Genomic DNA, 23,700 nt, shown 5'->3' with positions numbered 1-23,700 from the left:
GGTCGGTCGGCTTCCGGGACGCTGTGAGTCCGTCCCTGGGCGCTCGATACCTGGCTATCCAGGCCGGGTACGCCCTCCAGCCGGCAGACCTGCATCTCTTATTCTGATCCTGAATATAGGTAGTGAAACCGATGATCGAACCGGTCGCCCTGGAGCATTTTTTTCTGTTCTTCTTCACCGCCGCAGTGGTGATCGTGGCGGCGCTGTGTTACGCGCTGTTCTACGCCTTTGCCCGGCTGTACCGGAAACGGGGCCTGCTTCGGGGGGCCTGGCTGGCTTACGGGGTGCTGGCGGCGGCGGTGCTGATCCTGGCGCGGCTGGCCAATTTGACCGACTACTGGCGGATGCTGGTGATTTTGCTGCTTTTGGGTTACGGGGTGGCGCCGGTGGTGATCTGGCGCCTGTGTGTGGCGACTCATGCGGAGGGGGAGCAATGACGACATCATCGACGCCCTGGTGGGCATCCACCAGCTTTTGGAAGAAAACCGCCATCTGGGTGACGGCGGGCTCGTTTCTGGTGCTGATCGGCCTGACCTTCGACACCATGGCCAAAATTCAGGCCGGTAGCCGGCGGGTGCCTAATTATACCGTTATCAACCGACATATCGATTATCGCTACGACAGCAAAAAACATCACTTCGTGCCGGTGATCGGTGGGGAGGCGCCACTGTTCGGCAAACGGTTGTCGGTGGAGGAAGCAGAGAAGTTGGTGACTCTGGGCAAGAAAACCATTCAGGCCAGGAACTGCATGAACTGCCACACCCTGCTGGGCAACGGCGCCTATTACGCCCCGGATCTCACCAAGGCTTGGCTCGATCCGGCCTGGGGTCCGGAGAATGCGCGCCCCATGCTGATGAAGCTGTTTCTGATGGATCCGGAGGGTAACGCCCGTACGTACGGCAGCGGACGTAAGATGCCCAATCTCGGCATCACCGAAAAGGAGGCCGAGGGCATCATCGCCTTCCTCAAGTGGATGTCGGCCATCGACACCAACGGCTTTCCCTACAACTTCAGAACCGCGGAGGGTGGATAAATGGTCAGGGCATTGGACAGCGGCTATCTCAACGGTGGCCAGAAACTGGCGGTCAAGTATTTCAGCGTGGCGGTGATCCTGTTTTTCGCCCAACTGGTATTCGGAATGCTGGCGGGTGTTCAGTACCTGCATCCGGATTTCCTCCACGGAGTGCTCGACTTCAACGTCAACCGCATGGTCCACATCAACGCCATGATCGTGTGGATGCTGTATGGCTTCATCGGCTCGGTGTACTGGTTCCTGGAGGAGGAGAGCGGTCGGGAGATCGTCGGCCTGAAGCTGGGCAATCTCGGTTTCTGGCTCTTGACGGCGGCGGTGGCCGTGGTGGTGGCGGTGTATCTGCTGGTGCAGACAGGTCCCGGAGACGATTTCACTCGTTGGTTCATCAACGAAGGGCGGGAGTACATCGAGGCGCCGCGCTGGGCCGACATCGGCATCGTGGTGGTGATGGGGATCTTCTTCTACAACGTCGCCGCCACCTTCATGCGAGGCAGGTGGTCCGGCATCGCCGGGGTGCTGACCCTGGATCTGGTGGCCCTGGCCGGGCTGTACCTGGCAGGGATGTTCTACGTCACCAACATCAGCATCGACCAGTACTGGTGGTGGTGGGTGGTGCACCTGTGGGTGGAGGCCACCTGGGAGGTGCTGGTGGGCTGCATCATGGCTTGGGCCCTGATGCACCTTCTGGGGGTGCGGCGCAAGATCGTCGAGACTTGGCTCTACATCGAGGTGGCGCTGATGTTCGGCTCCGGCATCCTGGGTTTGGGACATCACTATTTCTGGACCGGCGCGCCGGAATACTGGCTCGCCATCGGCGGTTTCTTCTCCGCCCTGGAGCCGATTCCCCTGGTGGCGATGGTGGTCCATTCCATCTATGACGCCGGGGTCCATCACCTCAGGAACCGCAACCACCCGGCCCTGGCCTGGGTGATCGCCCATGCCTTCGGCAACTTTCTGGGGGCCGGGGTGTGGGGTTTCATGCACACCTTGCCACAGATCAACCTGTTCACCCACGGCACCCAATGGACCCCGTCCCACGGCCATCTGGCTTTCTTCGGCGCTTACGCCACCATCAACATCGCCTTCTTTTATCTCGCGGTGCAGCGCTGGCGCGGCAACGTCTGGATGGGAGCCAACCTGGTAGGCGGCTGGCGCTGGAAATGGGCCCTGGGGCTGCTGAGCCTGGGGGTGATAGGGATGACCGTCGCCCTGTTGATCGGTGGCTACGAGCAGTCCTTCATCGAACGGGCCCAGGGCGGTTCCACCTGGGGTGCTTACTTCGCCGCCCAGACCCATCCCTGGTTCGTGGAGTCGATGGTCTGGCGTATGGTGTTCGGCTGGGTGACGATCGCCGGCTTCGTGCTACTGGTGTGGGATCTTCTGGTCATCGGCAAATACGAGACCCGTCCTGCGGAGGAACTGGAACCGGCGTTGGTGCATGGGTGATCCGACTCTCATCGGTACCATCACCGAAGTCCACGGCCCGGTGGTGGTGATCGACTGCCAGCGCCTGCCGCCGCTGCGCCAGGCGCTGTGCGCTTCTTTGGACCACGAAACCTACGTGTTCGAGGTCCATCAGCATCTCGACGCACGTCGGGTGCGCGCCGTCACCCTGCACCGCACTTCCGGCCTGAGTCGGGGAATGGCGGTATACGACACCGGCGCTCCGCTGCACGTACCGGTCAGCCCCGACTGCCTCGGGCGTCTTCTCAACGTTTTCGGTGAGCCCCTGGACGGCGGAGCGCCCCTTGAGACCGACGCGTACCGCAATGTTCACGTCAGGCCGGCGGCCCTGAGCGAAGCGGTGGGGGTGAGCGGCATCCTCGAAACCGGCATCAAGGTCATCGACCTGCTCTGTCCCTTCGTCCGCGGCGGCAAGACCGGCCTGTTCGGCGGTGCCGGGGTTGGCAAGACGGTGTTGATCATGGAATTCATGCACGCCATCATCTCCCTGTACCAGGGGGTGTCGGTATTCGCCGGGGTGGGGGAGCGTATCCGCGAGGGCCACGAACTGTGGAAGGAGTTGCAAGCCGCCGGGGTGATGGAAAAATCGCTGTTGGTGTTCGGCCAGATGGACGAGTCCCCGGGGGTGCGCTTCCGTGTCGGTCTGACTGCACTGACCTACGCCGAATACCTGCGCGATACCCTGAAGCGTGAGGTGTTGTTCCTGGTGGACAACATCTTTCGCTTCGTCCAGGCCGGCAGCGAGGTCTCCAGCCTGCTGGGCCGGCTGCCGGCCACCGTCGGCTACCAGCCCACCCTGGCCACCGAGGTGGCGGAGATCGAGGAACGCATCATCTCCACCCGCAAAGGGGCGGTGACCTCGGTACAGGCGGTGTACGTCCCCGCCGACGACATGACCGATCCGGCGGTGAGCGCCATCCTCAGCCACCTGGACACCACGGTGATCCTGTCGCGGGCCATCGCCGCCCAGGGGCTGTATCCGGCCGTCGATCCCCTCCGTTCCGGCAGCAAGCTGATGGACCGCCATTTCCTCGGCGATCGCCATTACACCGTGGCCGAGGCGGTGCGCGAGCACCTGGCCCGCTACGCCGAACTCCAGGACGTCATCGCCATGTTGGGACTGGAGGAGCTGTCACCCGTGGACCGCCGCATCGTCCACCGCGCCCGCCGCCTGCAGCGCTACCTGACCCAGCCGTTTCACGTCACCGCCCATTACACCGGCATCGCCGGGGTGTCGGTTCCACTGGAGCAGACCCTCAGGGACTGCGAAGACTTTCTGGCCGGCAAGTACGACGACTTGCCCGAAGAGGCTTGTTACATGAAGGGGGTGATGACGGCATGAGTGCCATCACGCTGCAGTTGCAGGACGCCACCCGTACCGAAACCATCGCAGGGGTGCATTCGTTCCAAGGACGCGACGCCAGCGGCAGCTTCACCCTCTGGCCCGGTCACATTCGCATGATGACAGTGCTGGAATTCGGTTTGGCGCGCTTTCGCACCGACAGTGCCTGGGAGTATCTGGCCTTGCCGGGGGCGGTGTTGTATTTCGTGCGCGATACCCTGTATCTGAGCACCCGACGCTATGTGCACGATCCTGATCCAGAACGTATCGCCGACGTACTGGAACGCCGGCTCCGGGAGGAAGAGGTGCAGCTCATGGAGATCCGCGAAAGCCTGCGCAAGATGGAAGAAGGGATGTTCAAACGGCTGTGGCAGCTGGGCCGCCGCCGTGCCTGAACGGCGCCACAAGTTGGAAAGGTGGCCCGAGATCGTTCGCCGCCAGGTGCGCAATCTGCGCCGAGCCGCCGAGGAGGAACACCGTCTCCTGGCCCAGCTCGCCTACCTGGGAACCGCCGGCTTGGTGTTGGTGTTGCCGGCGGTGGCCGGGGCCTATCTGGGGCGCTGGCTCGACAGCCTGATGCCGGGCTATTCGATCCAGTGGACCCTGAGCCTGATCCTGGTGGGGCTGGCCATCGGCATCGTCAACGTCTGGCTGCTGTTCCGGGGGGGTTGAGTGGAAGGGGAGATCTTCCCGCAGGTCTTATGGCGATTGGGGCCGTTGCAGTTCACCGATACCTTGGTGACCTCGGTGGCCCTGACTTTGGTTCTATGGCTGGCCGGCTGGTGGCTGAGTCGGCATCTGCGGCTGCATCCGGGGCCGTTGCAGACTGCGGTGGAGGCGGCGGTGCTGGCGATGGAGGACGCAGTGCGCGATCTGGTGCCGCGGTATGTGGAACAGGTCGCGCCGTTCATCATGGGGTTGTGGTGGTTCCTGCTGGCGGCCAATCTGATCGGACTGATTCCCGGGCTGCAGTCTCCCACACGCGATCTGTCCATCACCTCGGCCCTGGCGCTGCTGGTGTTCCTATCGGTGCACTGGTTCGGCATCCGCACTCAGGGACTGGGCTATCTGCGCCATTACCTGCAGCCTTTCCCGTTCCTGCTGCCGTTCCATCTGGTGAGTGAGATCACCCGCACCGTGGCTCTGGCGGTACGCCTGTTCGGCAACATGATGAGTCTGGACTTGGTGGCGCTGATCGTGCTGATGCTGGCTGGTTTCCTGGTGCCGGTGCCGGTGTTGATGCTGCACGTGGTGGAGGCGTTGGTGCAGGCTTACATCTTCGGTATGCTGGCACTGGTGTACATCGCCGGCGGCATTCAGGCTCATGAGGCCAAGGCGTTACAGAAAGGAGAATCGCAATGACACACGACATCAGCTGGATCGTCCTCGGCTCCACCGTGGCGGCGGCCCTCGGCATCGGCATCGGCGTCTTGGGGCCGGGGATCGGCATGGGGCGGGCCATCGCCCAGGCCCTCGACGCTCTGGCGCGGCAGCCCGAGGCGGAAAGGATCCTCATGCGCACCCTGTTCATCGGCCTGGCGATGATCGAATCTCTGGCCATCTACTGCCTGGTGATCATCCTCATCATTCTGTTCCGCAACCCGCTGCTGGAATACGTGCTGCAGGGCGGCTGATGGGCATTAACTGGACCACGTTTTTCCTGGAAATCGTCAATTTCCTGGTTCTGGTCTGGCTGTTGAAGCGTTTCCTGTACCGTCCTGTCAAGGCCATGGTGGCGCGCCGCCGCCGGGAGGTCGAGGCCCGTTTGGCCGAGGCCGAAAAACGGCGTCAGGAGGCCGAGGCGCTGAAACGGCGTTACGAGAACCGACTGGCGGACTGGGAGGCGGAGAAGAAGCGGGCCTGGGAACAGTTGCGTCAGGAGCTGGAAGCCGAGCGCCGGCGTCGGCTGCAGGCGTTGGAGCAGGAGTTGGACGAACAGCGGCGCAAGGCCGAGGCGGTCTGGGAGCAGGAAAAGCGCGAATGGCGCCGCCATGCCGAGGAACAGGCACTGCAGTTGGGGGCCGCCTTCGCGGCCCGTCTTCTGGAACGCCTGGCCGACGAACATCTGCACCACCGTCTGGTGGCCTTGTTGCTGGAGGATCTGGAGAAGCTGCCAGCGGAGGAACAGGCCCGCATCCGCAGTGCCGCTTCCGTAACTGAGCCTATCCAGGGGGTGAGCGCCTGGCCGTTGACCGATGCCGAGATCCAAAAGCTCAATCAGGTCCTTTCCTGGATTTTGCAGTCCCAGACCGAAATGGGTTTCAGTGTTGATCCCGATCTGATCGCCGGGGTGCGGATCGATGTGGGTGCTTACGTGATCCGCGCCAATCTGCACGACGAACTGGGGTTCTTCGGCCATGGCCACGGCTGAGCGCCCGTTGCTGCAAGCGCTGCGGCAGCGCCTACAGGATTATCGTTTCCAGCCCCGGATCCAGGAACAGGGGCGGGTCTTGTCGGTGGGGGACGGCATCGCCTGGATCGAAGGGCTGCCGTCGGCGGCGATGGACGACCTGCTGGACTTCGAGGATGGCAGCATCGGGGTGGTGTTCGCCCTCGGGGAGCGCCATCTGGGGGCGATCCTGCTGGAGGCGACCGACACGCTGACCGCCGGGACCGTGGTCCACCGCAGCGGCCGCCTCCTCAGCATTCCAGTGGGGGATGCCCTTATCGGGCGGGTGGTCGACCCCCTGGGCAAGCCCCTGGACGGTGGTGAGGCGCCTGCCTGCACCCAGCGCTTCCCCCTGGACGGACCTTCGCCGCCGATCATCGAGCGCGACTTCGTGCAGACGCCACTCTATACCGGCTGCAAGATCGTCGATTGCCTGATCCCCATCGGCCGCGGCCAGCGCCAGCTCATCATCGGCGACGAGGGCACCGGGCGTAGTTCCCTGGCGATCGATGCCGTGATCCATCAACGGGGGCAGAACGTCCTGTGCGTCTATGTGCTCGTCGGCCAGAAGCGTTCGGCGGTGGTGTCCACCATCGACACGCTGCGCCGGTACGGCGCCATGGACTACACCACGGTGGTGGTGGGGGAGGCTTTCGCTCTGCCAGGGCTGAAATATCTGGCTCCCATGGCCGGCTGCGCCATTGCTGAATGCTGGATGCGCCGTGGCCGCGACACCCTCGTGGTCTACGACGATCTCAGCACCCACGCCTATACCTACCGGGAGCTGTCGCTGCTGCTGCGCCGCCCCCCGGGGCGAGAAGCCTATCCCGGGGACATCTTCTATCTGCATTCGCGGCTGCTGGAGCGCTCCACCCGCCTGGCGGCCGACCACGGTGGCGGCAGTATGACCTGCCTGCCCATCGTCGAGACTCAGCAGGGGGATATCGCCGCCTACATTCCCACCAATCTGATCTCCATCACCGACGGCCAGATTTATCTCGACCCCCATCTTGCGGCCTCCGGCTTCCGTCCCGCCATCGACATCGGCCGTTCGGTGTCGCGCATCGGTGGCAAGGCCCAGCATCCTCGCATCAAGGAGGAAGCCGGGCGGATGAAGCTGGATTATCTCCAGTTTCTGGAACTGGAGGTGTTCACCCGTTTCGGTGCCAAGCTGGAGGAAAGCATGGCCTGGAAACTCCGCCGCGGGCGGATTCTGCGCGAGATTCTCAAGCAGGACCGTCTTCACCCCTTGCCGATCGAATTCCAGCTTGCCTGGCTGATCGCCTTCAATGAAGGGCTGTTCGACGCTTTGCAGCCCGCCGATATACCGGACAGGCTGGCGCGGCTGGAAACCCGGGTGCGTGAATCCGGGTTGGGACTGGACGATTCCCGCGAGGTGTGGCTGGCCCATCTCAAACGGTGGCTGGCATGAGCAAACGCCGTGATGTGGAAACCCATCTCCACGTCTTGGAGGAGATCCGCGGCATCTGCGCGGCGATGAAGAACCTCTCCTACATGGAGACCCGCAAGCTGGCTCGTTTCATCGATGCCCAGAATCAGGCGGTGGCCACCGTGGAACGGGCGGCGGCCGATTTCTTCCACGGTTATCCGGAGCTGCAGCCACGGCCGGCGGGAGAAGCGGTGCTGTTGTTGCTGCTCGGCTCGGAACGCGGCTTTTGCGGCGATTACAACGAACAGTTGCTGGCGCTGCTGGAAGCCTACTGCCGTCGTCTGGGCTGCCGCCCGCGGTTGCTGGTGATCGGTGCCAGACTGGCCGAACGCCTGGAGGCCGATCCCCGGGTCGCGGCGGTGCTGCCGGGCGCCGAGATTGCCGAGGAAGTGCCACGGATTCTGCAGCAGGTGGTCACCACCCTGGACGAGCTGGAGGGCAGGTTCGGGCCGGTGCAAGTCAGCGCCCTTTACATCCTGGGCCACGAATGGAAGACCACCGCGCTGCTGCCACCGTTCCAGAACCTGCCGCCGCCCCCGCCGCAGATTCAGGGTCCGCCGTTTCTGTACCTGGCACCCGAGGAATTCGTCACCGCCCTGACCGACCAGTATCTCTTCGCCGTCCTCCATGCGCTGTTCTACAGTGCCCTTTTGACCGAGCATCAGCGCCGTATTCAGCACCTGGAGGGCGCCTTGCGGCGCCTCGACGATCAGCACGAGCAGCTGAAGGTCCGCCTGGGTCGCCTGCGTCAGGAGGAGATTACCGAAGAGATCGAGCAGATCCTCCTCAGCGTCCAAGCGGTGGCGGCCGAGCTGGAGAATGTCTAAGCTACATCAACGCGGCGAAGGGCAGCACTTCGACCCATTCACCGGGTCGCACCGGGCCGCGGTCGTGTTCCAGGACGATGAAGCAATCGGCGCAGCTCATGGAGCTGAGGATACCGGATCCCTGCCTGCCGGTAGTCCGCACCTGCCACCGGCCTTGCGAGTCGCGTTCCAGGATGCCGCGCTGGAATTCGGTCCGCCCCGGTTTCTTATGCAGCCGCTCTCTCACCCTGGCCGGGAAGGTGGGGATCATCGGTATCTCCCGGGCCCCGGCCCGTTTGAACAGGGCCGGCAGGACGAAGCGGTAGAAGGTCACCAGCACCGCTACCGGATTGCCCGGCAGGCCGAAGAAAAGGCAGTCGCCGATATGGCCGAAGGCCAAGGGGCGGCCGGGTTTGATCGCCACCTTCCAGAATTCGATGCCGCCGAGGCGCGCCAGCACGCTTTTGGTGTAATCGGCGCTACCTACGGAGACGCCGCCGGAAGCGATGATCACATCGCACTTATCGGCCAGGGTGCGGAAACGGCGTTCGAGGCGGGCTTCCTCATCCGGGACGATGCCGCCGTCGAGCAGCTCGACGCCGAGCCGTGCCTGCAGGGCGCCGCGCAGGGAGAAGCGGTTGCTGTCGTAGAGCTTGCCGGGCGCGTGGGGAGCGCCCTGGGGCAGGATCTCGTCGCCGGTGGAAACCAGCGCCACCCGCAACCGCCGTTTGACGGTCACTTCCAGCCGCCCCAGGGAGGCGATCAGGCCCAGATCCGGCGGCAGCAGATAGCGGCCCGCTTCCAGCACCGTCTCGCCGCGGCGGAGGTCCTCGCCCGCTAGGCGCACGTTCTCCCCCGGCTTGTGTCCCGGGGGGATGACCAGGTATCCTGCCATCTCTGTCACCTGTTCCTGCATCAGCACGGTATCGGCGCCAGCAGGCAAAGGGGCGCCGGTCATGATGCGGACGGCCTGGCCCGGCGCGAGCGGATGCGGCCAGGGGTGGCCGGCCAGGGCAGTGCCGACGATCGGCAAACGGCTGTTTTCCTCGTCCGGCAGGTCCGCGCCCCGCAAAGCGAATCCGTCCACCGCCGCGTTGGTATGGGCGGGCACGTCGAGGGGGGCGGTCACCGCGGTGGCGAGAATGCGGTGCAGGCCGTGGTGGAGGGGGATGCACGCCTCTCCGGCGATGGCGGTCGTCGCCTCCAAGATGCGCTGGCCGGCGGCCTCGACAGTCAGGGCGCCGGCAGCAGGGGAATCGACGCAGTTGGGCTGGGGGATGGAATGGGTCATGGTCAGGTATCGACAAGGGGAATTTGAGTGTCAGAAAATTTTACACTTGGGGCGGTCCGGCAGGAAAAAACCGGGTGAAAATCGTCGTTCCATAAGGCATGGCAGGGTTTTTGCTAAAAATTTCGAACGATGAACCGAGGAACTGATTCAATGCCGGCTCCCCCGCGCTCGTCCCGGCGGCGCAACCACAACGGCTATCACGGCCGTCGTTTCCGCGCGCGTACGGTCTATATCCTGATCACGGCGTGGCTGTTGACCTTTCTACTGCTGTTGGGAGTGTCTATCAAACTCAGCATGACGGCCAAGGAACTTTATCAGACCACGGTGCTGCAGCGAAAGCAGGCCCAGGAACTGGCACTGCTACATCCTCAGGTGACCGCGCTGCAACAACAGCTGGATGCGTTGGTCCGGGGCCGTCTGCCGGGGCTTCATCCGCTGGAGTTCGACAAGATCATCCCGATAGACAAGGATTACGTGCGCAACATCCTCTTCACCCAGACCGGCAAGCCCGGTGACTACCGTTACGAGTACAAGCTGACCCTGAAGAACAGCGGCCTGACCGCCGTGCATCCCATCGTCCGGATCATTTTCTTCGACCGCAGCGGCATTCAGGTGGCGAGCTCGACGATCGGCGTCGACGAGACCGGCCTGCCGACTCTGGACGTCCTCGAGCGTGGCGAGGTGCGCTCCTACAACCAGGCGGTGCCTTCCCTGACGGGCAAGGAGGCGAAGTATTTCCGCGTGGAAGTGGACCTGCCGGACTATCAACGCCCTGCGGAGGATTGAGGCAGGGCGGTGATCGTGGGTGCCGGGCGGCCGATGTGGTACCCCTGGGCGTAGTCCACGCCGATTTCCCGCAGATATTCGAGAATCGCCTCGTTTTCGACGAATTCGGCGACTGTCTTTTTCCCCAGGCGTTTGGCGATGTCGGCCAAGGCGCTGACCAGGGTCTGGTCCTCCAGGTTGTTCTCTAGGTTCTTGACGAAGGAGCCGTCTATCTTGACGTAGTCCACCGGCAGGTGCATGAGATAGTAGAAGGAGGAAAAGCCGACGCCGAAATCGTCCAGGGCGAAGTGGCAGCCCAGGTCTTTGATCTTTTTGATCAGACGCTGGGCGGAAGCGAAGTTGGAAACCGCCGCGGTTTCGGTGATCTCGAAAATCAGGCGGTTGGCATCGACCCCGTTGGCGCTCAGGCATTCCTGGAGATGGCTTTGCAGAGCTTCGTCGGCCATGGAGTGACCGGAAAGATTGACGCTCAGGGTCAAAGGATTTCCCTCGGCCAGCAAGCGCCGGTGCACGTCCAGGGCCATGTCCACCACCATGCGGTCGAGCCGCTGGATCAGCCCGAGTTGCTCCGCCATGGGAATGAACAAGCCCGGCGCCAGCACCTGTCCATCGGGGTCAATCATGCGCAGCAGCGTTTCATAGTGGGAGACCGTACCCCGGCGGATGTCGAGAATGGGCTGAAAATAGAGCACGAAGCGGTCTTCCTCGAGCGCCTGCTCGATCTGATCCTTCCAATAGAGCTGCTGCTGGATGCGCTTGTGGAATTCGGTATCTGGCGTATAGACGTGGATCCGGCTGCGTCCCGCCTCTTTGGCCTGGTACATGGCCAGGTCGGCGTTGGCGAGCAGGTCCTGGAGGGTCCGGCCGTGTTCCGGAAACAGAGCGATGCCGATGCTGACGGTCACCTTGAAAGGCTGGCCGTTGATCTGGCAGTCAACCGCCTGGAGAGCGCTGAAGACCTTTTCGGCGATGTGTACCGCGGTGTCCCGGTTGCTGTCGTAGACCACCAGGGCGAATTCGTCGCCGCCCAGGCGGGCCAGGATGTCCTCGCTGCGGGTGACCTCCCGCAGCTTGTTGGCGATGATCTGCAGCAATGCGTCGCCGGTCTTGTGGCCGCAAGTGTCGTTGACATATTTGAACTGATCGAGATCGAAGTAGAGCAGTGCGAACGGCTTTCTTTCCAAGGTAGCACGGTCGAGCAGTGCCGCCAGCTTGCTCTGGAACGCCCGGCGGTTGTTGAGATGGGTCAATGGGTCGTGATCGGCGAGCCAGGAGAGGCGGCGTTCAGCGTTTTTGCGCTCGGTGATGTCCAGACCGATGGAGAGGATGAGCGGCGTTTCGCTGCCTGAATCTCCCAGACGGGTGTGGAACCAGGTGATGTGATGGGTCTGTTCCTGCCGGGGCAACTGGGTGTCGAAGTGGGCACGTGCGATTTCTCCTTTCCGCAGCTGTGCCAGCAGGGGAAGGTACTGGAGGCGTTCGTACTCCTGACGCAGGAACAGCCGGTCGAAAGAGGCCGCCTGGAGCCGGCATCCTGCCAGAAACCGCCTGGCGAACCGGTTAACGGTGATGATACTGCCGTTTTGGTCCTGGGTAAGAATGATGAGGGGGGCGGTGTCGAGCAGCCCCTGAACGAAGTTGCGTTCCTGTTGCAGGGTGCGGGTTTGCTGGACCAGCGACCGGGTCCGCTCGTCCACCTGTTGCTGGAGTGATGCGAGCCGGGCCGAAGCTTGGAGGATATTGGCCTCGAGGATGGCGATCTCGTCCCGGTGGGGGAGATCGTTTTGCGTCAGCTGTCGTTGAATTTCTTCGTGGCGGCCTTCGGCCAGCAGAGGAAGGGTCGCAGTGGCCTTTTCCAGCCGGGCCAGGGGGCGGCGCAGGAGCAGGCTCACGATCGTGATGCCGGCCAGCAGGCTCAATACGGTGCCGAGCAGATAGTTGGTCAGACTCCTTCGCTGTGCCGACAAGGTCTCGGTGATGTCGTCGAGGATAAGAAACGCAAGTTGCCGGCCGGTGTCGGGGTGGACGAGGTGCAGTGCCAGGGTGGCGTTTTCCAGATCGACAAGGGTTTCCTCCTCCGCTGTTTTCTGCAAGGTGTCGAGGGGCAGGCGCTGCAGGCGGGCCATGTTGCGGTCCGGTTGGGTGACGGCCACGATACGGGGGGGCGCATCGCTGTGCTGTTCCAGGATGGCGATGTGGGAGCGGGTCAGGCGGTGGAAATCGAGGATCAGATTCGCCAGACTTCTGCCGATGACCAGGACCCGGGTGGTCTCGTCCGGGCCGATGATCGGCACTGCGGCGTACTGCAGACAGGTCCGGGCGCAGTGGAAGAATAACTGGGGACGTTCGCTCGCAAGCACCGGCTCGATTTCCTCCAAGGGATAGGGTGGTTCGTGTTTCGTTCCCCAGGCTCGGAGGAGACAGCCCTCGGAATCGAAGTAATGCACGGCCTCGATTCCCCAGGTCAGCTGATAGGTGGTCCAGTAGTTGTCGATAGTGTCGGCGATGGTGTCGGTGGCAGCCGGACGGTTCTCCGCCACCAGGGCGATGCTCTCTGCGATCTGTTGCAGCAACTGGTACGATTGCTCCGTGAGATGATCCAGGATGAGCCGGTGCTGGTGCAGCGCTTCCTGGCGCTGGAGGCGGAACTGCTGTTGCAGCGAGTAGATGGCGAAGCCGGAAAACAGCCCGTGGATCAGAAACAATACCGCCGCAGTGGTCAGGGCGATGCGCCATTTCAGGCTGGTGAACGGCGAATTCTGATGGCAGTCGTTCATGGGCAGGCTCAAAACCGGAAGGAAACCAGCCCCATCACCAGGTGCCAGTGGCGTTGGGTGTCGGGCGGTTGCGGATTGTCCTGGAATGGCAGCCAGGCGGTGCCATTGACGTAGTGGTACTCGGCGGCAACCATCCAGTGAGGCGTGATGTCCCAGCGGAGGCCGCCGGTCCAGTCCTTGGCGAAAGCGGCGTGGCGCGGACGCAGCGGTTCGAGGCCCAGATCGCTGCCATCGTGGTCCGAGCGGTTCAGATAGAAGACATCGTAGCGGCCCAGGATCTGAACGTTGGGCAGAATGTGATAGCGGCCCTGCACGTACCAGCCTGCGGAGGTGAAATCGTGGTCGAAGCCTGGGCCGAAATGACGGACTTGCTGGAACTGGAACATATATTCTCCGGTCAGGGACCAGCGTTCGCCGTTGAGCTGGAGTGAGAACAGCAGTGGCCGGGAGTGGAGCCGCCCGGTTTTGAAAGGGGTGTTTGCCAGGAAAAGTGCGACCGGATCGTCGGGCAGGGCACTGCGGTATTCCAGCTCGACATCGGCGTGGCTGACGGCAAGAATGAGTTGGCCGGTGTTGTATTCGTAACGCAGCTGGCCCAGAAACAGCGGCCGGTTGGCAGAGATGTCGCCGGGGGGATTGAAACCGAAGATATTGGCTTCGACCTCTTTGAATTCGTCCCGGTAAAGGCCGGTGTTGAAGCGGAAGCTGAATTCGTGGCTTCCCCACGTATAATCGACTTCCAGCTGCCCGCCGTCCGATGACAGATACAGACTGCGGGAACGGTCGAGGTAGACGCTCTGGGGCAGGAGGATGGAAGGGCGGGTGAAGGCGACGTCACGGGTTTCGTTGTAGAGCCCGAAAGGGTTTTTGACGCGCCCGCCCCGCAGGATCAGGCGCAGCCGGGTGTCGGTGTAAGGTCTGAGCTCGAGGAAGCCGTAATCGAGCTGGACCTGGTTTTCCACCTTGCCGGCATGGCGGTAGATGCCTTGGGCGGCGACGCTCATCCACGGCATTGGATCGAGGCGGAGGTTCAGTCCGATCTCGGTGAAGTTCGGGCTGCCGTTTTCACTGTGGCCGTAAAGATTGTTCGCCGAAGTCCAGGTGTACCCTTGGGAGGCAAAACCGTGAAGGTTGATCCGTTCCTGCCAATCGTCCCATTCCAGCGCCTCGGCCGGCAACAGTCCCAGTGTCCAGATGATGGCCAGCCACAAAATTTCCCTGGCGGGATCGCGACCAATAAAGAAAAAGCCGCCCATGTCGTTATCTTGTTGCAGTTTGTTTTATTGTAGAAGTTTTCGGAACAGGAACGATGCGCTCAGAACCACACTTTCGACTTTTTACCACCGATGGACTGGCCAGAAGAGGCGTCTTGCGCCTGGCGCGCGGGGAAGTGCAAACACCCGCGTTCATGCCCGTCGGGACTTACGGCACGGTCAAGGCGATGACGCCGGGGGAGGTGGCGGCGAGCGGGGCCCAGATCCTCCTCGGCAATACCTTCCATCTCATGTTGCGTCCCGGGGTGGAGGTCATCCGCGCCCACGGCGGTCTACACGATTTCATGCATTGGCTTGGCCCCATCCTCACCGATTCCGGCGGTTTCCAGGTCTTCAGCCTCGGCAGGCTGCGCAAGATCACCGAGGCCGGCGTCCATTTCCGTTCCCCGATCAACGGCGATGCGATCTTCATGGGTCCGGAGGAGTCGATGGCGGTGCAACGGGCGCTGGGTTCCGATATCGTGATGATTTTCGACGAGTGTACCCCGTATCCGGCGACATTTGAACAGGCGCGCGCGTCCATGGAACTGTCGCTGCGCTGGGCCGAGCGCAGCAAACAGGCCCATGGCGACAATCCGGCCTGGCTGTTCGGCATCGTTCAGGGCGGGATGTACGAGGAACTGCGCCAGCGCTCCCTCGAGGGGCTCAAAGCGCTGGGTTTCGACGGTTACGCCATCGGCGGCCTGTCGGTCGGGGAACCGAAGGAAGACCGCTACCGGATCCTCGATTTCCTGGCCCCGCGTCTGCCGGCCGACCGCCCCCGCTACCTGATGGGGGTGGGCAAGCCCGAGGATATCGTCGAAAGCGTGCGCCGCGGCATCGACATGTTCGACTGCGTGCTGCCGACCCGAAATGCCAGGAACGGCCATCTGTTCACCCGCTTCGGCGTGGTCAGGATCAGAAACGCTCGTTACCGCAAGGACACCGCCCCCCTGGACGAAGGCTGCGGCTGTTACACTTGCCGTCATTACAGTCGTGCCTATCTGCATCATCTCGACCGCTGCGGGGAAATCCTCGGCGCCCGCCTCAATACGATTCACAACCTGCATTACTACCAGGAATTGATGGCCGGACTTCGGGCTGCGATCGAAGCCGGGTCGCTGGAGGCTTTCGTCGCCGACTTCTATCGTCAACGCGGTAAAATCGCCGGGGTTGTGGCATAATGGCGAGCTTCGCGAGTCTGGCCGAGTCAACCAATTCAGGATCAACCAATGCTTATGGGACTGTTCATTTCCGATGCCTTCGCCCAGGCGGCGCCCCAGGCTCAGGAGCCGGGCATGGCCGGCCTGTTGCTGCCGCTGGCGATCTTCGCCTTTTTCTACTTTCTGTTCATCTTTCCCCAGCAGCGCCGCGCCAAGGAACACAAGAAGATGGTCCAGTCCATCGGCAAGGGCACCGAAGTGGTGACCAACGGCGGCATCCTCGGGCGGGTCGTGGACCTGGACGAAAACTTCGTCGTCCTCGAGGTGGGTGACGGGATTCACATCCAGATCCAGCGCAACGCCATCGCCAGCGTGCTGCCCAAAGGCACCTTCAAGGCGGTGAGGAAAAAGATCGCCAAAGCGGAAAAAACCTCGTAAGCCGAAAAGGGACTGTCATGCAAAACCGCTTCCCGCTCTGGAAGAACGTTCTTATCGTTCTGGTCTTGTTGATCGGCCTCATCTATGCCCTGCCGAACCTTTTCGGTGAGGATCCGGCGGTGCAGATTTCCCCGCAGCGGGGCGCGGCCGTGGATGAAAGCCTGGTGGTCCGGGTCGGAAAGATTCTGCGGGAGGCGCAAATTCCACTCAAAACCATCGAGCGCCAGGAAGGCCGGCTGCTGATCCGTTTCCCAAACACGGACGCCCAGCTCAAGGCCGCGGACCTGTTGCGCGAGCGGCTTGGTGACGATTACGTGGTCGCCCTCAATCTGGCCCCCTCGACCCCCGGCTGGCTCCAGGCCCTCGGGGCCAAGCCCATGTACCTGGGGCTGGATTTGCGCGGCGGGGTGCATTTCCTCCTGGAAGTGGACATGGATGCGGCCATCGACCAGGCCCTGGAGCGCTACCAGAGCGACATCCGTGCCACCCTGCGGGAGAACAAGATCCGCTATCTGGGCGTGCGGCGCGAGGGGCGGGCTGTCGCCCTCAAGTTCCGCTCCCGCGAGGATCTGGACCGGGCGCAAGCGGTGCTGGAAAAGAATTTCCGTCAGCTGGTGATCAAGCCCGACGCAGAAGCATTGCAATTGACGGCGCAACTCTCCCAGGCGGAAGAGAAGGAAATCCGTCAGTTCGCCCTCAAGCAGAATCTGACCACCCTGCGCAACCGCGTCAACGAACTGGGCGTCGCCGAGCCGGTGATTCAGCAGCAGGGCGAGAATCGCATCGTGGTCCAGCTGCCGGGGGTGCAGGACACCACCCGGGCCAAGGAGATCCTCGGTGCCACCGCGACCCTGGAATTCCGCCTGGTGGATACCGAGCACGACGTGGAGGCGGCCCTCCAGGGGCATCCGCCCATCGGCGCCAAACTGTACCGGACCCGTGACGGCCGGCCGGTGTTGCTCAAGCGCCAGGTGATCGTCACCGGGGATCAGATCGTCGACGCCTCCTCCGGTTTCGACCAGCAGTCGGGGACGCCGGCGGTGTTCGTGACCCTCGACAGCGTCGGCGCCAAGCGCATGGCCAAGGTGACGCGGGAGAACATCGGCAAGCCGATGGCGGTGGTGTTCATCGAGAACCGGGTCGAGACCAAAAAGGTCGACGGCAAGACCGTCAAGGTACGCAAGCGGGTCGAGGAGGTGATCAATATCGCCACCATCCGCGGCCGCTTCAGCAAGCGTTTCCAGATCACCGGGCTCGACAGCACCGAGGAAGCCCGCAATCTGGCCCTGCTGCTGCGCGCCGGCGCGCTGGCGGCGCCGATCGACATCGTCGAGGAGCGCACCGTGGGGCCGAGCCTGGGCAAGGACAACATCGAGCGCGGCTTCCTGTCGGTGATCGTCGGCTTCACCCTGGTGCTGGCGTTCATGGCCTGGTACTACAAGCTGTTCGGGCTGGTGGCCGATGTGGCCCTGTTCTTCAATCTGGTGCTGCTGATCGCCATCCTGTCGTTACTGCAGGCGACCCTGACCATGCCTGGGATCACCGGGATCGTCCTGACGGTAGGGATGGCGGTGGACGCCAACGTCCTCATCTTCGAGCGCATCAAGGAGGAACTGCGAGGCGGCAACAGTCCCCAGGCGAGCATCTATTCCGGTTACGAAAAGGCTTTCGCCACCATTTTCGACGCCAACATCACCACCCTGATCGCCGCCCTGGTGCTGTTCAGCTTCGGTACCGGGCCGATCAAGGGGTTCGCCGTGACCCTGTCCATCGGCATCATGACCTCCATGTTCACCGCCATTCTGGTGACCCGGATGCTCATCAACTGGATCTACGGCGGTCGCCGCGTGGCGAAGCTCGCCATCTGAGGAAGACGACATGGCTGCACATCTTTCCGAGCGCAATTTCGATTTCATGGGCAAACGCCGCATCGCGCTGACCTTGTCCACCTTGCTGATCCTGATCTCCCTGGGATCGCTGATCTTTCAGGGATTGAAGCTGGGGCTGGATTTTACCGGCGGCACCCTGGTGGAAGTGGGCTACGACAGGCCGGTGGATCTGGCCAAGGTCCGTCACCTGTTGGCCGGGCATGGCTTCGAGGAGGCGGCGGTGCAGCACTTCGGCAGCTCCCGGGAGATCCTCATCCGGCTGCCGGCGACGCCGGATCTGAGCAGCGCCGATCTCAGCAACCGGATTATGGAGGTGCTCAGGTCCGATCCGGAGGCCAGGCCGCAGCTGCGCCGGGTGGAGTTCGTCGGGCCCCAGGTGGGTGAGGAGCTGACCGAGAAGGGTGGACTGGCGATGCTGTTCGCCCTGTTCGGTATCCTCATCTACGTGGCCTGGCGCTTCGAATACCGTTTCGCCCTGGGCTCGATCATCGCCCTGGTCCACGACGTCGTCATCACCCTGGGATTCTTTTCGATCACCCGGCTTGAGTTCGACCTGACGGTGCTGGCGGCGATTCTGGCGGTGATCGGTTACTCCCTCAACGACACCATCGTGGTGTTCGACCGCATCCGCGAGAACTTCCGCCGGCTGCGTCGCGGCACGCCGGAGGAGATCATCAACGTCTCCATCAATCAGACCTTGAGCCGCACCCTCATCACCTCGCTGACCACCTTGTTGGTATTGATCGCATTGCTGGTGCTCGGCGGGGAGATCATCCGTAATTTCGCCATCGCCCTGACCCTTGGCGTGGTGGTGGGGACCTATTCCTCCATCTACGTGGCCAGTGCCTCCCTGCTGCTGCTCAAGGTCCAGCGGGAGGATCTGCTGCTGCCGGAGAAGCCGGAATCCGACGCGGATTTACTTTAATTTGTTGATAAGGAGAGGAGGCCGGCCGTTCGTCCGCAGGGCGTACCCGGCCTGGAAGGCCGGGTATCGAGCGTCCAGGGATGAATTTACAGCGTCCCGGAGGACGAACGGCCGGCCTCCTGCCGACAGCGTTCAGCACAGGTCGTCGGTGACGTAAGGTTCGATGGTCTGGCAGATGATTTGCTGCAGTTTGGGGGTACCGGCGACGATGTTGCCGGTTTCCATGTAGCGGTCGCCGCCGCTGAAGTCGCTGACGATGCCGCCGGCTTCCTGGATCAGCAGCACGCCGGCGGCCATGTCCCACGGCTGCAGGCCGATCTCCCAGAAACCGTCCAGGCGCCCGCTTGCCACGTAGGCCAGATCCAGGGAGGCGGCGCCGGCGCGGCGGATGCCGGCGCTGTCCTTGAACAGGGCCCGGAACATCTGCAGATAGGCGTCCAGATGCTGTTGCTGCTTGAAGGGGAACCCGGTGCCCAGCAGCGATCCCAGCAGGCTGGTCTGGCGTGACACCCGAATGCGGCGGTTGTTGAGGGCCGCCCCGCGGCCACGGCTGGCGGTGAACATCTCCTGGCGCAGCGGATCGTAAACCACCGCCTGCTCGATACAGCCGGCGTGTCGCAGGGCGATGGAGACGGCGAACTGGGGAAAGCCGTGCAGGAAATTGGTGGTGCCGTCCAGGGGATCGATGATCCACAGGTACTCGTCTTCCCGGGCGGTCCGTTTCCCTTGTCTTCCCCCTTCTTCGCCGAGGAACTGGTGGTGGGGGTAGGCTTTCTTGAGGATGCGGATGATCTCGCGCTCGGCGCTTCGGTCCACTTCGCTGACGAAATCGTTGCGTCCCTTGACATCCACGTCCAGACGGTCGATGTCGTCGAGGGCGCGCACGATCAGATCCCCCGCGCGGCGGGCGGCGCGGGTGGCGATGTTGAGCATCGGGTGCATGGTCGTCCGTCCGTTGGTGAAAAGCGCTTAGTATACCGTTTTTCTGGTAAAATCCGTCGGCTGTTTCTCAAGCGGTTCGGCACCTATCACTTCTATCAGAGGGGGCTGGGAAGGGTCTGTCAGCGGCCAGGGAAGGCCGCTCCGGGCCTAAATTTACGGATGAATTTTGGTCCGGCAGACCCTTCCCAGCTCCCGGAAGTGAAAATTGACAAGTGGTAAGCTCAAGCGGTTGGAGATCGTGCCCCAGATTCGTATCGTACTGGTGGAGACCAGCCATCCCGGCAACATCGGCGCCGCCGCGCGGGCGATGAAGAACATGGGGCTTTACGAACTGGCGCTGGTGGCGCCGAAATGTTTTCCCCATCACGAGGCGACGGCGCGGGCCGCCGGCGCGGACGATGTCCTGGCCCAGGCCCGCTGTCACGCTTCCCTGGCCGAGGCGGTGGCCGATTGCCAGCTGGTGATCGGCACCAGCGCCCGGCGGCGGACCATCCAGTGGCCCTTGCTGACACCCCGCCAGTGCGCCGAAAGGGTGACGGCGGAACCGCCGGGGCACCGGGTCGCCCTCGTCTTCGGTCGCGAGCGTTCGGGCCTGACCAACGAAGAGCTGGATCTGTGCCAGTTCGGCCTCCACATTCCCTGCAATCCGGACTATTCCTCCCTCAACTTGGCCGCGGCGGTCCAGGTGGTCGCCTACGAGCTGTTTCTGGCCGGGAAGGCGATGCCTTCCGAGCCCAGAGAAGAGCGCCTAGCCACCCATGCCGAGCTGGAATCCTTCTACCGTCATCTGGCGCAGGCGCTAAACGATATCGGCTTTCTCCATTCCAGCAAGCAGGCCCCATCCATCATGCGCCGGCTGCGGCGCCTGTTCGGACGCGCCCGGCTGGAAAAGCGGGAGGTGGACATGCTGCGTGGTATCCTCAGCTGCGCCCAACGGCAAGCCTACAAGGAGGCGGAGTAAATTGAAATGTCTCTTCCCCTCCCGGATCTGGCGCAGGCTGCGCGAGGATGTCGCCTGTGTGTTCGAGCGCGATCCGGCCGCCCGCAGCGTCTGGGAGGTGGTGACTGCCTATCCCGGTGTGCACGCGGTCTGGTTCCATCGCCTCAGTCATTGTCTGTGGCGGCGAGAATGGTACTGGCTGGCGCGTTTCCTTTCCCACGTGGCCCGTTTTTTGACCGGTATCGAAATCCATCCGGGCGCTGAAATCGGACGCCGTTTCTTCATCGATCACGGCATGGGGGTGGTGATCGGGGAAACCGCCGTCATCGGCGACGACTGCACCCTGTATCACGGCGTGACGCTGGGTGGCACCAGCTGGCAGAAAGGCAAGCGTCACCCCACCTTGGGCAACGGTGTGGTGGTGGGGGCCGGGGCCAAGATCCTCGGGCCGATCCACGTCGGCGACAATGCCCGCATCGGTTCCAATTCCGTAGTGCTCAAGGACGTGCCCGCCGGGGCGACGGTGGTGGGCATTCCCGCCCACGTGGTCACCAAGGCCAGCGCCGAACGCAAGGCCGCCATCGCCCGCCATTTGGGGTTCGACGCCTACGGTCTGTCCCCCGACATGCCGGATCCCGTAGCCTACGCCATCAACCGGATGCTGGAACATATCCAGGCCCTGGACCGGCAGGTGGAGGCGCTGCGCACGACCCTAAAGGAGGCTGGCATCCCCCCCCAGGAAGTGCCACTGCCACCGCTGGAAGCCTGTCGGTTGCGCGACAGTGAAGAGGAGAACACTTAAATTGACTGTTTTACTCGGGATTGCTAAGGTGTTTTTGCATCGAACCCTGACAAAAAACACCGGAGCGGGTTGTGCGACTGACGACCAAGGGGCGGTACGCGGTGACCGCCATGCTGGATTTGGCCTATCACAATGACAAGAAGCTGGTGACCCTCACCGAGATCGCCAAACGCCAGGACATTTCCCTTTCCTATCTGGAACAATTGTTCGCCAAGCTGCGCCGCGCCGGCATGGTCAGCGGCGTACGCGGTCCCGGCGGGGGCTATCGCCTGGCGCGCCCGCCTTCCGAGATCAACGTGGCCGAAATCATCGCCGCGGTGGACGAGAGCGTCGATTCCACCCGGTGCGGCGGCAAGGGCAATTGCCAGAACAATCAGCCCTGTCTGACCCATGAACTGTGGATGGGCCTGAGCCGGCAGATCTACGACTATCTTTCCGGCATTACCCTGGCGGATCTGCTGGCCAAGCACGAGGTTCGCCAGGTGGCCGAGCGTCAGGAAAAGGCGTCGCAGATGGACCGACCCCATGATCTACCTTGACCACAACGCCACCACGCCCATCGATCCCCGGGTGCAGGCGGCGATGCAGCCTTACCTGGAACGCTTCTACGGAAATCCGTCGGCCCTCTACCGCTGGGGGCGGCTGGTCCGGGATGCGGTGGAGCAGGCCCGGGCCCAGGTGGCCGCTTTGGTGGGAGCGAATCCAAACCAGGTGATCTTCACCAGCGGCGGCACCGAGGCCAACAATCTGGCGCTGCAGGGATATTGCCGCGCCCATCCCGAAAGCGCCCTGCTGGTCAGCCCCGTCGAGCATCCTTCGGTGCTGGAGACCGTCGTAGGGCTGGCGCGCCAGGGGGTGGCGTGCGTGCGCCTGGAAGTGGACGGAGAGGGGCGGGTCGTCGCCGATGCCCTGGCGGAGCAGCTCGAACGCCATCCCCACGCCCTGGTTTCGTGCATGCTGGCCAACAACGAAACCGGGGTGATCCAGCCGCTCACGGATCTGGTCACGGCCGCCCGCCGCTATCCGCAGGTCCGTTTCCACACCGATGCGGTGCAGGCGGCCGGACGGCTGGCACTCGATTTCCCCCGGTTGGGCGTTCAGATGCTGAGCCTGTCCTCCCACAAGCTTTACGGGCCCAAAGGCGTGGGGGCGCTGGTGCTCGACCGTTCCCTGACCCTGGAACCTTTGCTCTATGGCGGCGGTCAGGAACAGGGGCTGCGGGGCGGAACCGAGAACGTCATCGGCATCGTCGGCTTCGGCGCCGCCGCCGAACTGGCCCGGACCGAGCGGGAAGCCCGGGAAACCCATCTGCTGAATCTGCGCCGCCGCCTGGAAGCCGGCCTGGCCCGGCTGCCGGGGGTGACGATCTTTGCCGCCCGCGCCAGACGTCTGGCCAATACCGTCCAGTTCGGGGTGGCGGGGATCGACGGGGAGATGCTGGTCATGGCTTTGGACCGGCGCCGGATCGCGGTTTCCAGCGGTTCGGCCTGTGCCAGCGGCGGCGGCGAGCCCAGTCACGTGCTGCTGGCGATGGGGGTCGATGCCGATCTGGCCAAAAGCGCGGTGCGGGTCAGCCTGGGCAAGGACAACACGGAGGCGGATGTAGAGGCGTTTCTCACCGCCCTGCGGCAGGTGCTCGAGGAACTGAAACCGAATTGAGGGAGACACGGAAATGGCCATTCGAGTGACCGAAGCGGCCGCCCGCCGGGTGCGGGCGCAACTGCAGCGCCGCGGCACGGGTGTGGGCCTGCGTCTCGGCGTCAAACCCGCCGGCTGTTCCGGCTATTCCTACGTGATCGACTACGCCGATGCCATCGGCCCGGACGATGTGACCTTCGAGGACCGGGGCATCACCATCGTGGTCGCCCGCGAGCATCTCGACTATCTCGACGGTCTGACGCTGGACTGGCGCCGTGAGGGGCTGAACGAAGCCTTTCGGTTCGACAACCCCCGCGCCAAGGGCACCTGCGGCTGCGGTGAGAGCTTCGCCGTCTAGATCGGGAAATTTTC

The 23,700-nt window shown here is 63.2% G+C and carries 25 protein-coding genes; 21 read left to right on the top strand and 4 right to left on the bottom strand.

From position 1 onward, the window contains the following. Nucleotides 1-131 precede the first annotated feature (131 nt). From MIN45_RS10195 to MIN45_RS10145, 11 genes are read left to right on the top strand one after another with little or no spacing between them, the layout of a single operon-like run. Nucleotides 132-437 carry a hypothetical protein gene (locus MIN45_RS10195; protein ID WP_286291973.1) on the top strand — a complete coding sequence of 102 codons (306 nt, stop codon included), beginning with the start codon at nucleotides 132-134 and terminating at the stop codon, nucleotides 435-437. Further along, a complete protein-coding gene (locus MIN45_RS10190; RefSeq protein ID WP_286291972.1) occupies nucleotides 434-1,033 on the top strand; it encodes a c-type cytochrome in 600 nt (199 codons plus the stop codon). The genes MIN45_RS10195 and MIN45_RS10190 overlap by 4 nt, the downstream gene beginning before the upstream one ends. After that, nucleotides 1,034-2,479, top strand: coding sequence for a cbb3-type cytochrome c oxidase subunit I (locus MIN45_RS10185; RefSeq protein ID WP_286291971.1), 1,446 nt, complete (start codon nucleotides 1,034-1,036; stop codon nucleotides 2,477-2,479). Beyond that, entirely contained in the window at nucleotides 2,472-3,839 is a 1,368-nt protein-coding gene (atpD, locus tag MIN45_RS10180) for a F0F1 ATP synthase subunit beta (RefSeq protein ID WP_286291969.1), read from the top strand. The genes MIN45_RS10185 and atpD overlap by 8 nt, the downstream gene beginning before the upstream one ends. Beyond that, nucleotides 3,836-4,234 carry a F0F1 ATP synthase subunit delta/epsilon gene (locus MIN45_RS10175; protein ID WP_286291967.1) on the top strand — a complete coding sequence of 133 codons (399 nt, stop codon included), beginning with the start codon at nucleotides 3,836-3,838 and terminating at the stop codon, nucleotides 4,232-4,234. Before atpD ends, MIN45_RS10175 begins: the two co-directional genes overlap by 4 nt. Further along, a complete protein-coding gene (locus MIN45_RS10170) occupies nucleotides 4,227-4,511 on the top strand; it encodes an AtpZ/AtpI family protein (RefSeq protein ID WP_286291965.1) in 285 nt (94 codons plus the stop codon). Before MIN45_RS10175 ends, MIN45_RS10170 begins: the two co-directional genes overlap by 8 nt. Beyond that, nucleotides 4,512-5,201 (top strand): F0F1 ATP synthase subunit A, encoded by a 690-nt coding sequence (locus MIN45_RS10165; protein ID WP_286291963.1) that lies wholly within the window; start codon nucleotides 4,512-4,514, stop codon nucleotides 5,199-5,201. Further along, complete coding sequence (gene atpE / locus MIN45_RS10160) at nucleotides 5,198-5,473, top strand: ATP synthase F0 subunit C (RefSeq protein WP_286291962.1); 276 nt, start codon at nucleotides 5,198-5,200, stop codon at nucleotides 5,471-5,473. Before MIN45_RS10165 ends, atpE begins: the two co-directional genes overlap by 4 nt. Then, the gene (locus tag MIN45_RS10155; RefSeq protein ID WP_286291960.1) at nucleotides 5,473-6,210 is read left to right on the top strand and encodes a F0F1 ATP synthase subunit delta; all 738 of its coding nucleotides are present in this window, start codon (nucleotides 5,473-5,475) and stop codon (nucleotides 6,208-6,210) included. The genes atpE and MIN45_RS10155 overlap by 1 nt, the downstream gene beginning before the upstream one ends. Next, nucleotides 6,197-7,660, top strand: coding sequence for a F0F1 ATP synthase subunit alpha (locus tag MIN45_RS10150; RefSeq protein ID WP_286291958.1), 1,464 nt, complete (start codon nucleotides 6,197-6,199; stop codon nucleotides 7,658-7,660). The genes MIN45_RS10155 and MIN45_RS10150 overlap by 14 nt, the downstream gene beginning before the upstream one ends. Further along, nucleotides 7,657-8,505 carry a F0F1 ATP synthase subunit gamma gene (locus MIN45_RS10145; protein ID WP_286291957.1) on the top strand — a complete coding sequence of 283 codons (849 nt, stop codon included), beginning with the start codon at nucleotides 7,657-7,659 and terminating at the stop codon, nucleotides 8,503-8,505. Before MIN45_RS10150 ends, MIN45_RS10145 begins: the two co-directional genes overlap by 4 nt. Before the next feature lies 1 nt (nucleotide 8,506). On the opposite strand, the gene moeA is transcribed toward MIN45_RS10145, so the two are convergent. Further along, on the bottom strand, nucleotides 8,507-9,775 hold the full coding sequence (gene moeA / locus MIN45_RS10140) for a molybdopterin molybdotransferase MoeA (RefSeq protein ID WP_286291955.1): 1,269 nt from the start codon (nucleotides 9,773-9,775) through the stop codon (nucleotides 8,507-8,509). 150 nt (nucleotides 9,776-9,925) lie between these two features. Here moeA and MIN45_RS10135 point away from each other — a divergent pair, with 150 nt between their 5' ends. Next, nucleotides 9,926-10,561: a hypothetical protein gene (locus MIN45_RS10135; RefSeq protein WP_286291953.1), complete on the top strand. Its 636-nt coding sequence runs from the start codon at nucleotides 9,926-9,928 to the stop codon at nucleotides 10,559-10,561. On the opposite strand, the gene MIN45_RS10130 is transcribed toward MIN45_RS10135, so the two are convergent. Beyond that, nucleotides 10,540-13,338, bottom strand: a complete 2,799-nt coding sequence (locus MIN45_RS10130) for a bifunctional diguanylate cyclase/phosphodiesterase (RefSeq protein ID WP_286291950.1) — start codon at nucleotides 13,336-13,338, stop codon at nucleotides 10,540-10,542. The two genes, MIN45_RS10135 and MIN45_RS10130, sit on opposite strands and share 22 nt — an antisense overlap. 8 nt (nucleotides 13,339-13,346) lie before the next feature. Beyond that, entirely contained in the window at nucleotides 13,347-14,594 is a 1,248-nt protein-coding gene (locus MIN45_RS10125; protein WP_286291948.1) for a TonB-dependent receptor, read from the bottom strand. Between the two features lie 53 nt (nucleotides 14,595-14,647). On the opposite strand from MIN45_RS10125, the gene tgt reads away from it, so the two are divergent. Genes tgt through secF form a run of 4 tightly spaced genes read left to right on the top strand, consistent with a single transcriptional unit; the run spans nucleotide 14,648 to nucleotide 19,006 of the window. Continuing rightward, a complete protein-coding gene (tgt, locus tag MIN45_RS10120; RefSeq protein ID WP_286291944.1) occupies nucleotides 14,648-15,775 on the top strand; it encodes a tRNA guanosine(34) transglycosylase Tgt in 1,128 nt (375 codons plus the stop codon). A gap of 54 nt (nucleotides 15,776-15,829) precedes the next feature. Continuing rightward, complete coding sequence (gene yajC, locus MIN45_RS10115) at nucleotides 15,830-16,192, top strand: preprotein translocase subunit YajC (RefSeq protein WP_286291941.1); 363 nt, start codon at nucleotides 15,830-15,832, stop codon at nucleotides 16,190-16,192. 17 nt (nucleotides 16,193-16,209) lie between these two features. After that, complete coding sequence (gene secD, locus MIN45_RS10110; RefSeq protein ID WP_286291938.1) at nucleotides 16,210-18,060, top strand: protein translocase subunit SecD; 1,851 nt, start codon at nucleotides 16,210-16,212, stop codon at nucleotides 18,058-18,060. Between the two features lie 10 nt (nucleotides 18,061-18,070). Continuing rightward, nucleotides 18,071-19,006: a protein translocase subunit SecF gene (gene secF, locus MIN45_RS10105; protein WP_286291936.1), complete on the top strand. Its 936-nt coding sequence runs from the start codon at nucleotides 18,071-18,073 to the stop codon at nucleotides 19,004-19,006. A gap of 132 nt (nucleotides 19,007-19,138) precedes the next feature. Here secF and MIN45_RS10100 read toward each other — a convergent pair whose 3' ends face one another. Further along, nucleotides 19,139-19,948: an inositol monophosphatase family protein gene (locus MIN45_RS10100; RefSeq protein WP_286291934.1), complete on the bottom strand. Its 810-nt coding sequence runs from the start codon at nucleotides 19,946-19,948 to the stop codon at nucleotides 19,139-19,141. A gap of 235 nt (nucleotides 19,949-20,183) precedes the next feature. Here MIN45_RS10100 and MIN45_RS10095 point away from each other — a divergent pair, with 235 nt between their 5' ends. The 5 genes from MIN45_RS10095 (at nucleotide 20,184) to MIN45_RS10075 (ending at nucleotide 23,686) form a co-directional block, all read left to right on the top strand. Further along, complete coding sequence (locus tag MIN45_RS10095) at nucleotides 20,184-20,909, top strand: RNA methyltransferase (RefSeq protein WP_286294167.1); 726 nt, start codon at nucleotides 20,184-20,186, stop codon at nucleotides 20,907-20,909. A 25-nt stretch (nucleotides 20,910-20,934) separates the two neighbouring features. Then, nucleotides 20,935-21,690 (top strand): serine O-acetyltransferase, encoded by a 756-nt coding sequence (cysE, locus tag MIN45_RS10090; RefSeq protein ID WP_286294165.1) that lies wholly within the window; start codon nucleotides 20,935-20,937, stop codon nucleotides 21,688-21,690. A gap of 71 nt (nucleotides 21,691-21,761) precedes the next feature. Beyond that, nucleotides 21,762-22,229: a Fe-S cluster assembly transcription factor gene (locus MIN45_RS10085; protein WP_286291933.1), complete on the top strand. Its 468-nt coding sequence runs from the start codon at nucleotides 21,762-21,764 to the stop codon at nucleotides 22,227-22,229. Continuing rightward, nucleotides 22,216-23,349 carry a cysteine desulfurase family protein gene (locus MIN45_RS10080; protein ID WP_286291931.1) on the top strand — a complete coding sequence of 378 codons (1,134 nt, stop codon included), beginning with the start codon at nucleotides 22,216-22,218 and terminating at the stop codon, nucleotides 23,347-23,349. The genes MIN45_RS10085 and MIN45_RS10080 overlap by 14 nt, the downstream gene beginning before the upstream one ends. 13 nt (nucleotides 23,350-23,362) lie before the next feature. After that, nucleotides 23,363-23,686: a HesB/IscA family protein gene (locus MIN45_RS10075; RefSeq protein WP_286291930.1), complete on the top strand. Its 324-nt coding sequence runs from the start codon at nucleotides 23,363-23,365 to the stop codon at nucleotides 23,684-23,686. Nucleotides 23,687-23,700: the final 14 nt, after the last annotated feature.

The organism is Methylomarinovum tepidoasis (assembly GCF_030294985.1).
Lineage (GTDB): Bacteria > Pseudomonadota > Gammaproteobacteria > Methylococcales > Methylothermaceae > Methylohalobius > Methylohalobius tepidoasis.
The sequence above is the reverse complement of the archived record's forward strand: the minus strand, read 5'-3'. Positions and strand labels throughout refer to the sequence as shown.

What these genes read in the sequence shown, in the direction of transcription:
- MIN45_RS10195 (WP_286291973.1), top strand. Translation starts at nt 132, where the DNA reads ATGATCGAACCGGTCGCCCTGGAGCATTTTTTTCTGTTCTTCTTCACC.
- MIN45_RS10190 (WP_286291972.1), top strand. Translation starts at nt 434, where the DNA reads ATGACGACATCATCGACGCCCTGGTGGGCATCCACCAGCTTTTGGAAG.
- MIN45_RS10185 (WP_286291971.1), top strand. Translation starts at nt 1,034, where the DNA reads ATGGTCAGGGCATTGGACAGCGGCTATCTCAACGGTGGCCAGAAACTG.
- atpD (WP_286291969.1), top strand. Translation starts at nt 2,472, where the DNA reads ATGGGTGATCCGACTCTCATCGGTACCATCACCGAAGTCCACGGCCCG.
- MIN45_RS10175 (WP_286291967.1), top strand. Translation starts at nt 3,836, where the DNA reads ATGAGTGCCATCACGCTGCAGTTGCAGGACGCCACCCGTACCGAAACC.
- atpE (WP_286291962.1), top strand. Translation starts at nt 5,198, where the DNA reads ATGACACACGACATCAGCTGGATCGTCCTCGGCTCCACCGTGGCGGCG.
- MIN45_RS10155 (WP_286291960.1), top strand. Translation starts at nt 5,473, where the DNA reads ATGGGCATTAACTGGACCACGTTTTTCCTGGAAATCGTCAATTTCCTG.
- MIN45_RS10150 (WP_286291958.1), top strand. Translation starts at nt 6,197, where the DNA reads ATGGCCACGGCTGAGCGCCCGTTGCTGCAAGCGCTGCGGCAGCGCCTA.
- MIN45_RS10145 (WP_286291957.1), top strand. Translation starts at nt 7,657, where the DNA reads ATGAGCAAACGCCGTGATGTGGAAACCCATCTCCACGTCTTGGAGGAG.
- moeA (WP_286291955.1), bottom strand. Translation starts at nt 9,775, where the DNA reads ATGACCCATTCCATCCCCCAGCCCAACTGCGTCGATTCCCCTGCTGCC.
- MIN45_RS10135 (WP_286291953.1), top strand. Translation starts at nt 9,926, where the DNA reads ATGCCGGCTCCCCCGCGCTCGTCCCGGCGGCGCAACCACAACGGCTAT.
- MIN45_RS10130 (WP_286291950.1), bottom strand. Translation starts at nt 13,338, where the DNA reads ATGAACGACTGCCATCAGAATTCGCCGTTCACCAGCCTGAAATGGCGC.
- MIN45_RS10125 (WP_286291948.1), bottom strand. Translation starts at nt 14,594, where the DNA reads ATGGGCGGCTTTTTCTTTATTGGTCGCGATCCCGCCAGGGAAATTTTG.
- tgt (WP_286291944.1), top strand. Translation starts at nt 14,648, where the DNA reads ATGCGCTCAGAACCACACTTTCGACTTTTTACCACCGATGGACTGGCC.
- yajC (WP_286291941.1), top strand. Translation starts at nt 15,830, where the DNA reads ATGGGACTGTTCATTTCCGATGCCTTCGCCCAGGCGGCGCCCCAGGCT.
- secD (WP_286291938.1), top strand. Translation starts at nt 16,210, where the DNA reads ATGCAAAACCGCTTCCCGCTCTGGAAGAACGTTCTTATCGTTCTGGTC.
- secF (WP_286291936.1), top strand. Translation starts at nt 18,071, where the DNA reads ATGGCTGCACATCTTTCCGAGCGCAATTTCGATTTCATGGGCAAACGC.
- MIN45_RS10100 (WP_286291934.1), bottom strand. Translation starts at nt 19,948, where the DNA reads ATGCACCCGATGCTCAACATCGCCACCCGCGCCGCCCGCCGCGCGGGG.
- MIN45_RS10080 (WP_286291931.1), top strand. Translation starts at nt 22,216, where the DNA reads ATGATCTACCTTGACCACAACGCCACCACGCCCATCGATCCCCGGGTG.
- MIN45_RS10075 (WP_286291930.1), top strand. Translation starts at nt 23,363, where the DNA reads ATGGCCATTCGAGTGACCGAAGCGGCCGCCCGCCGGGTGCGGGCGCAA.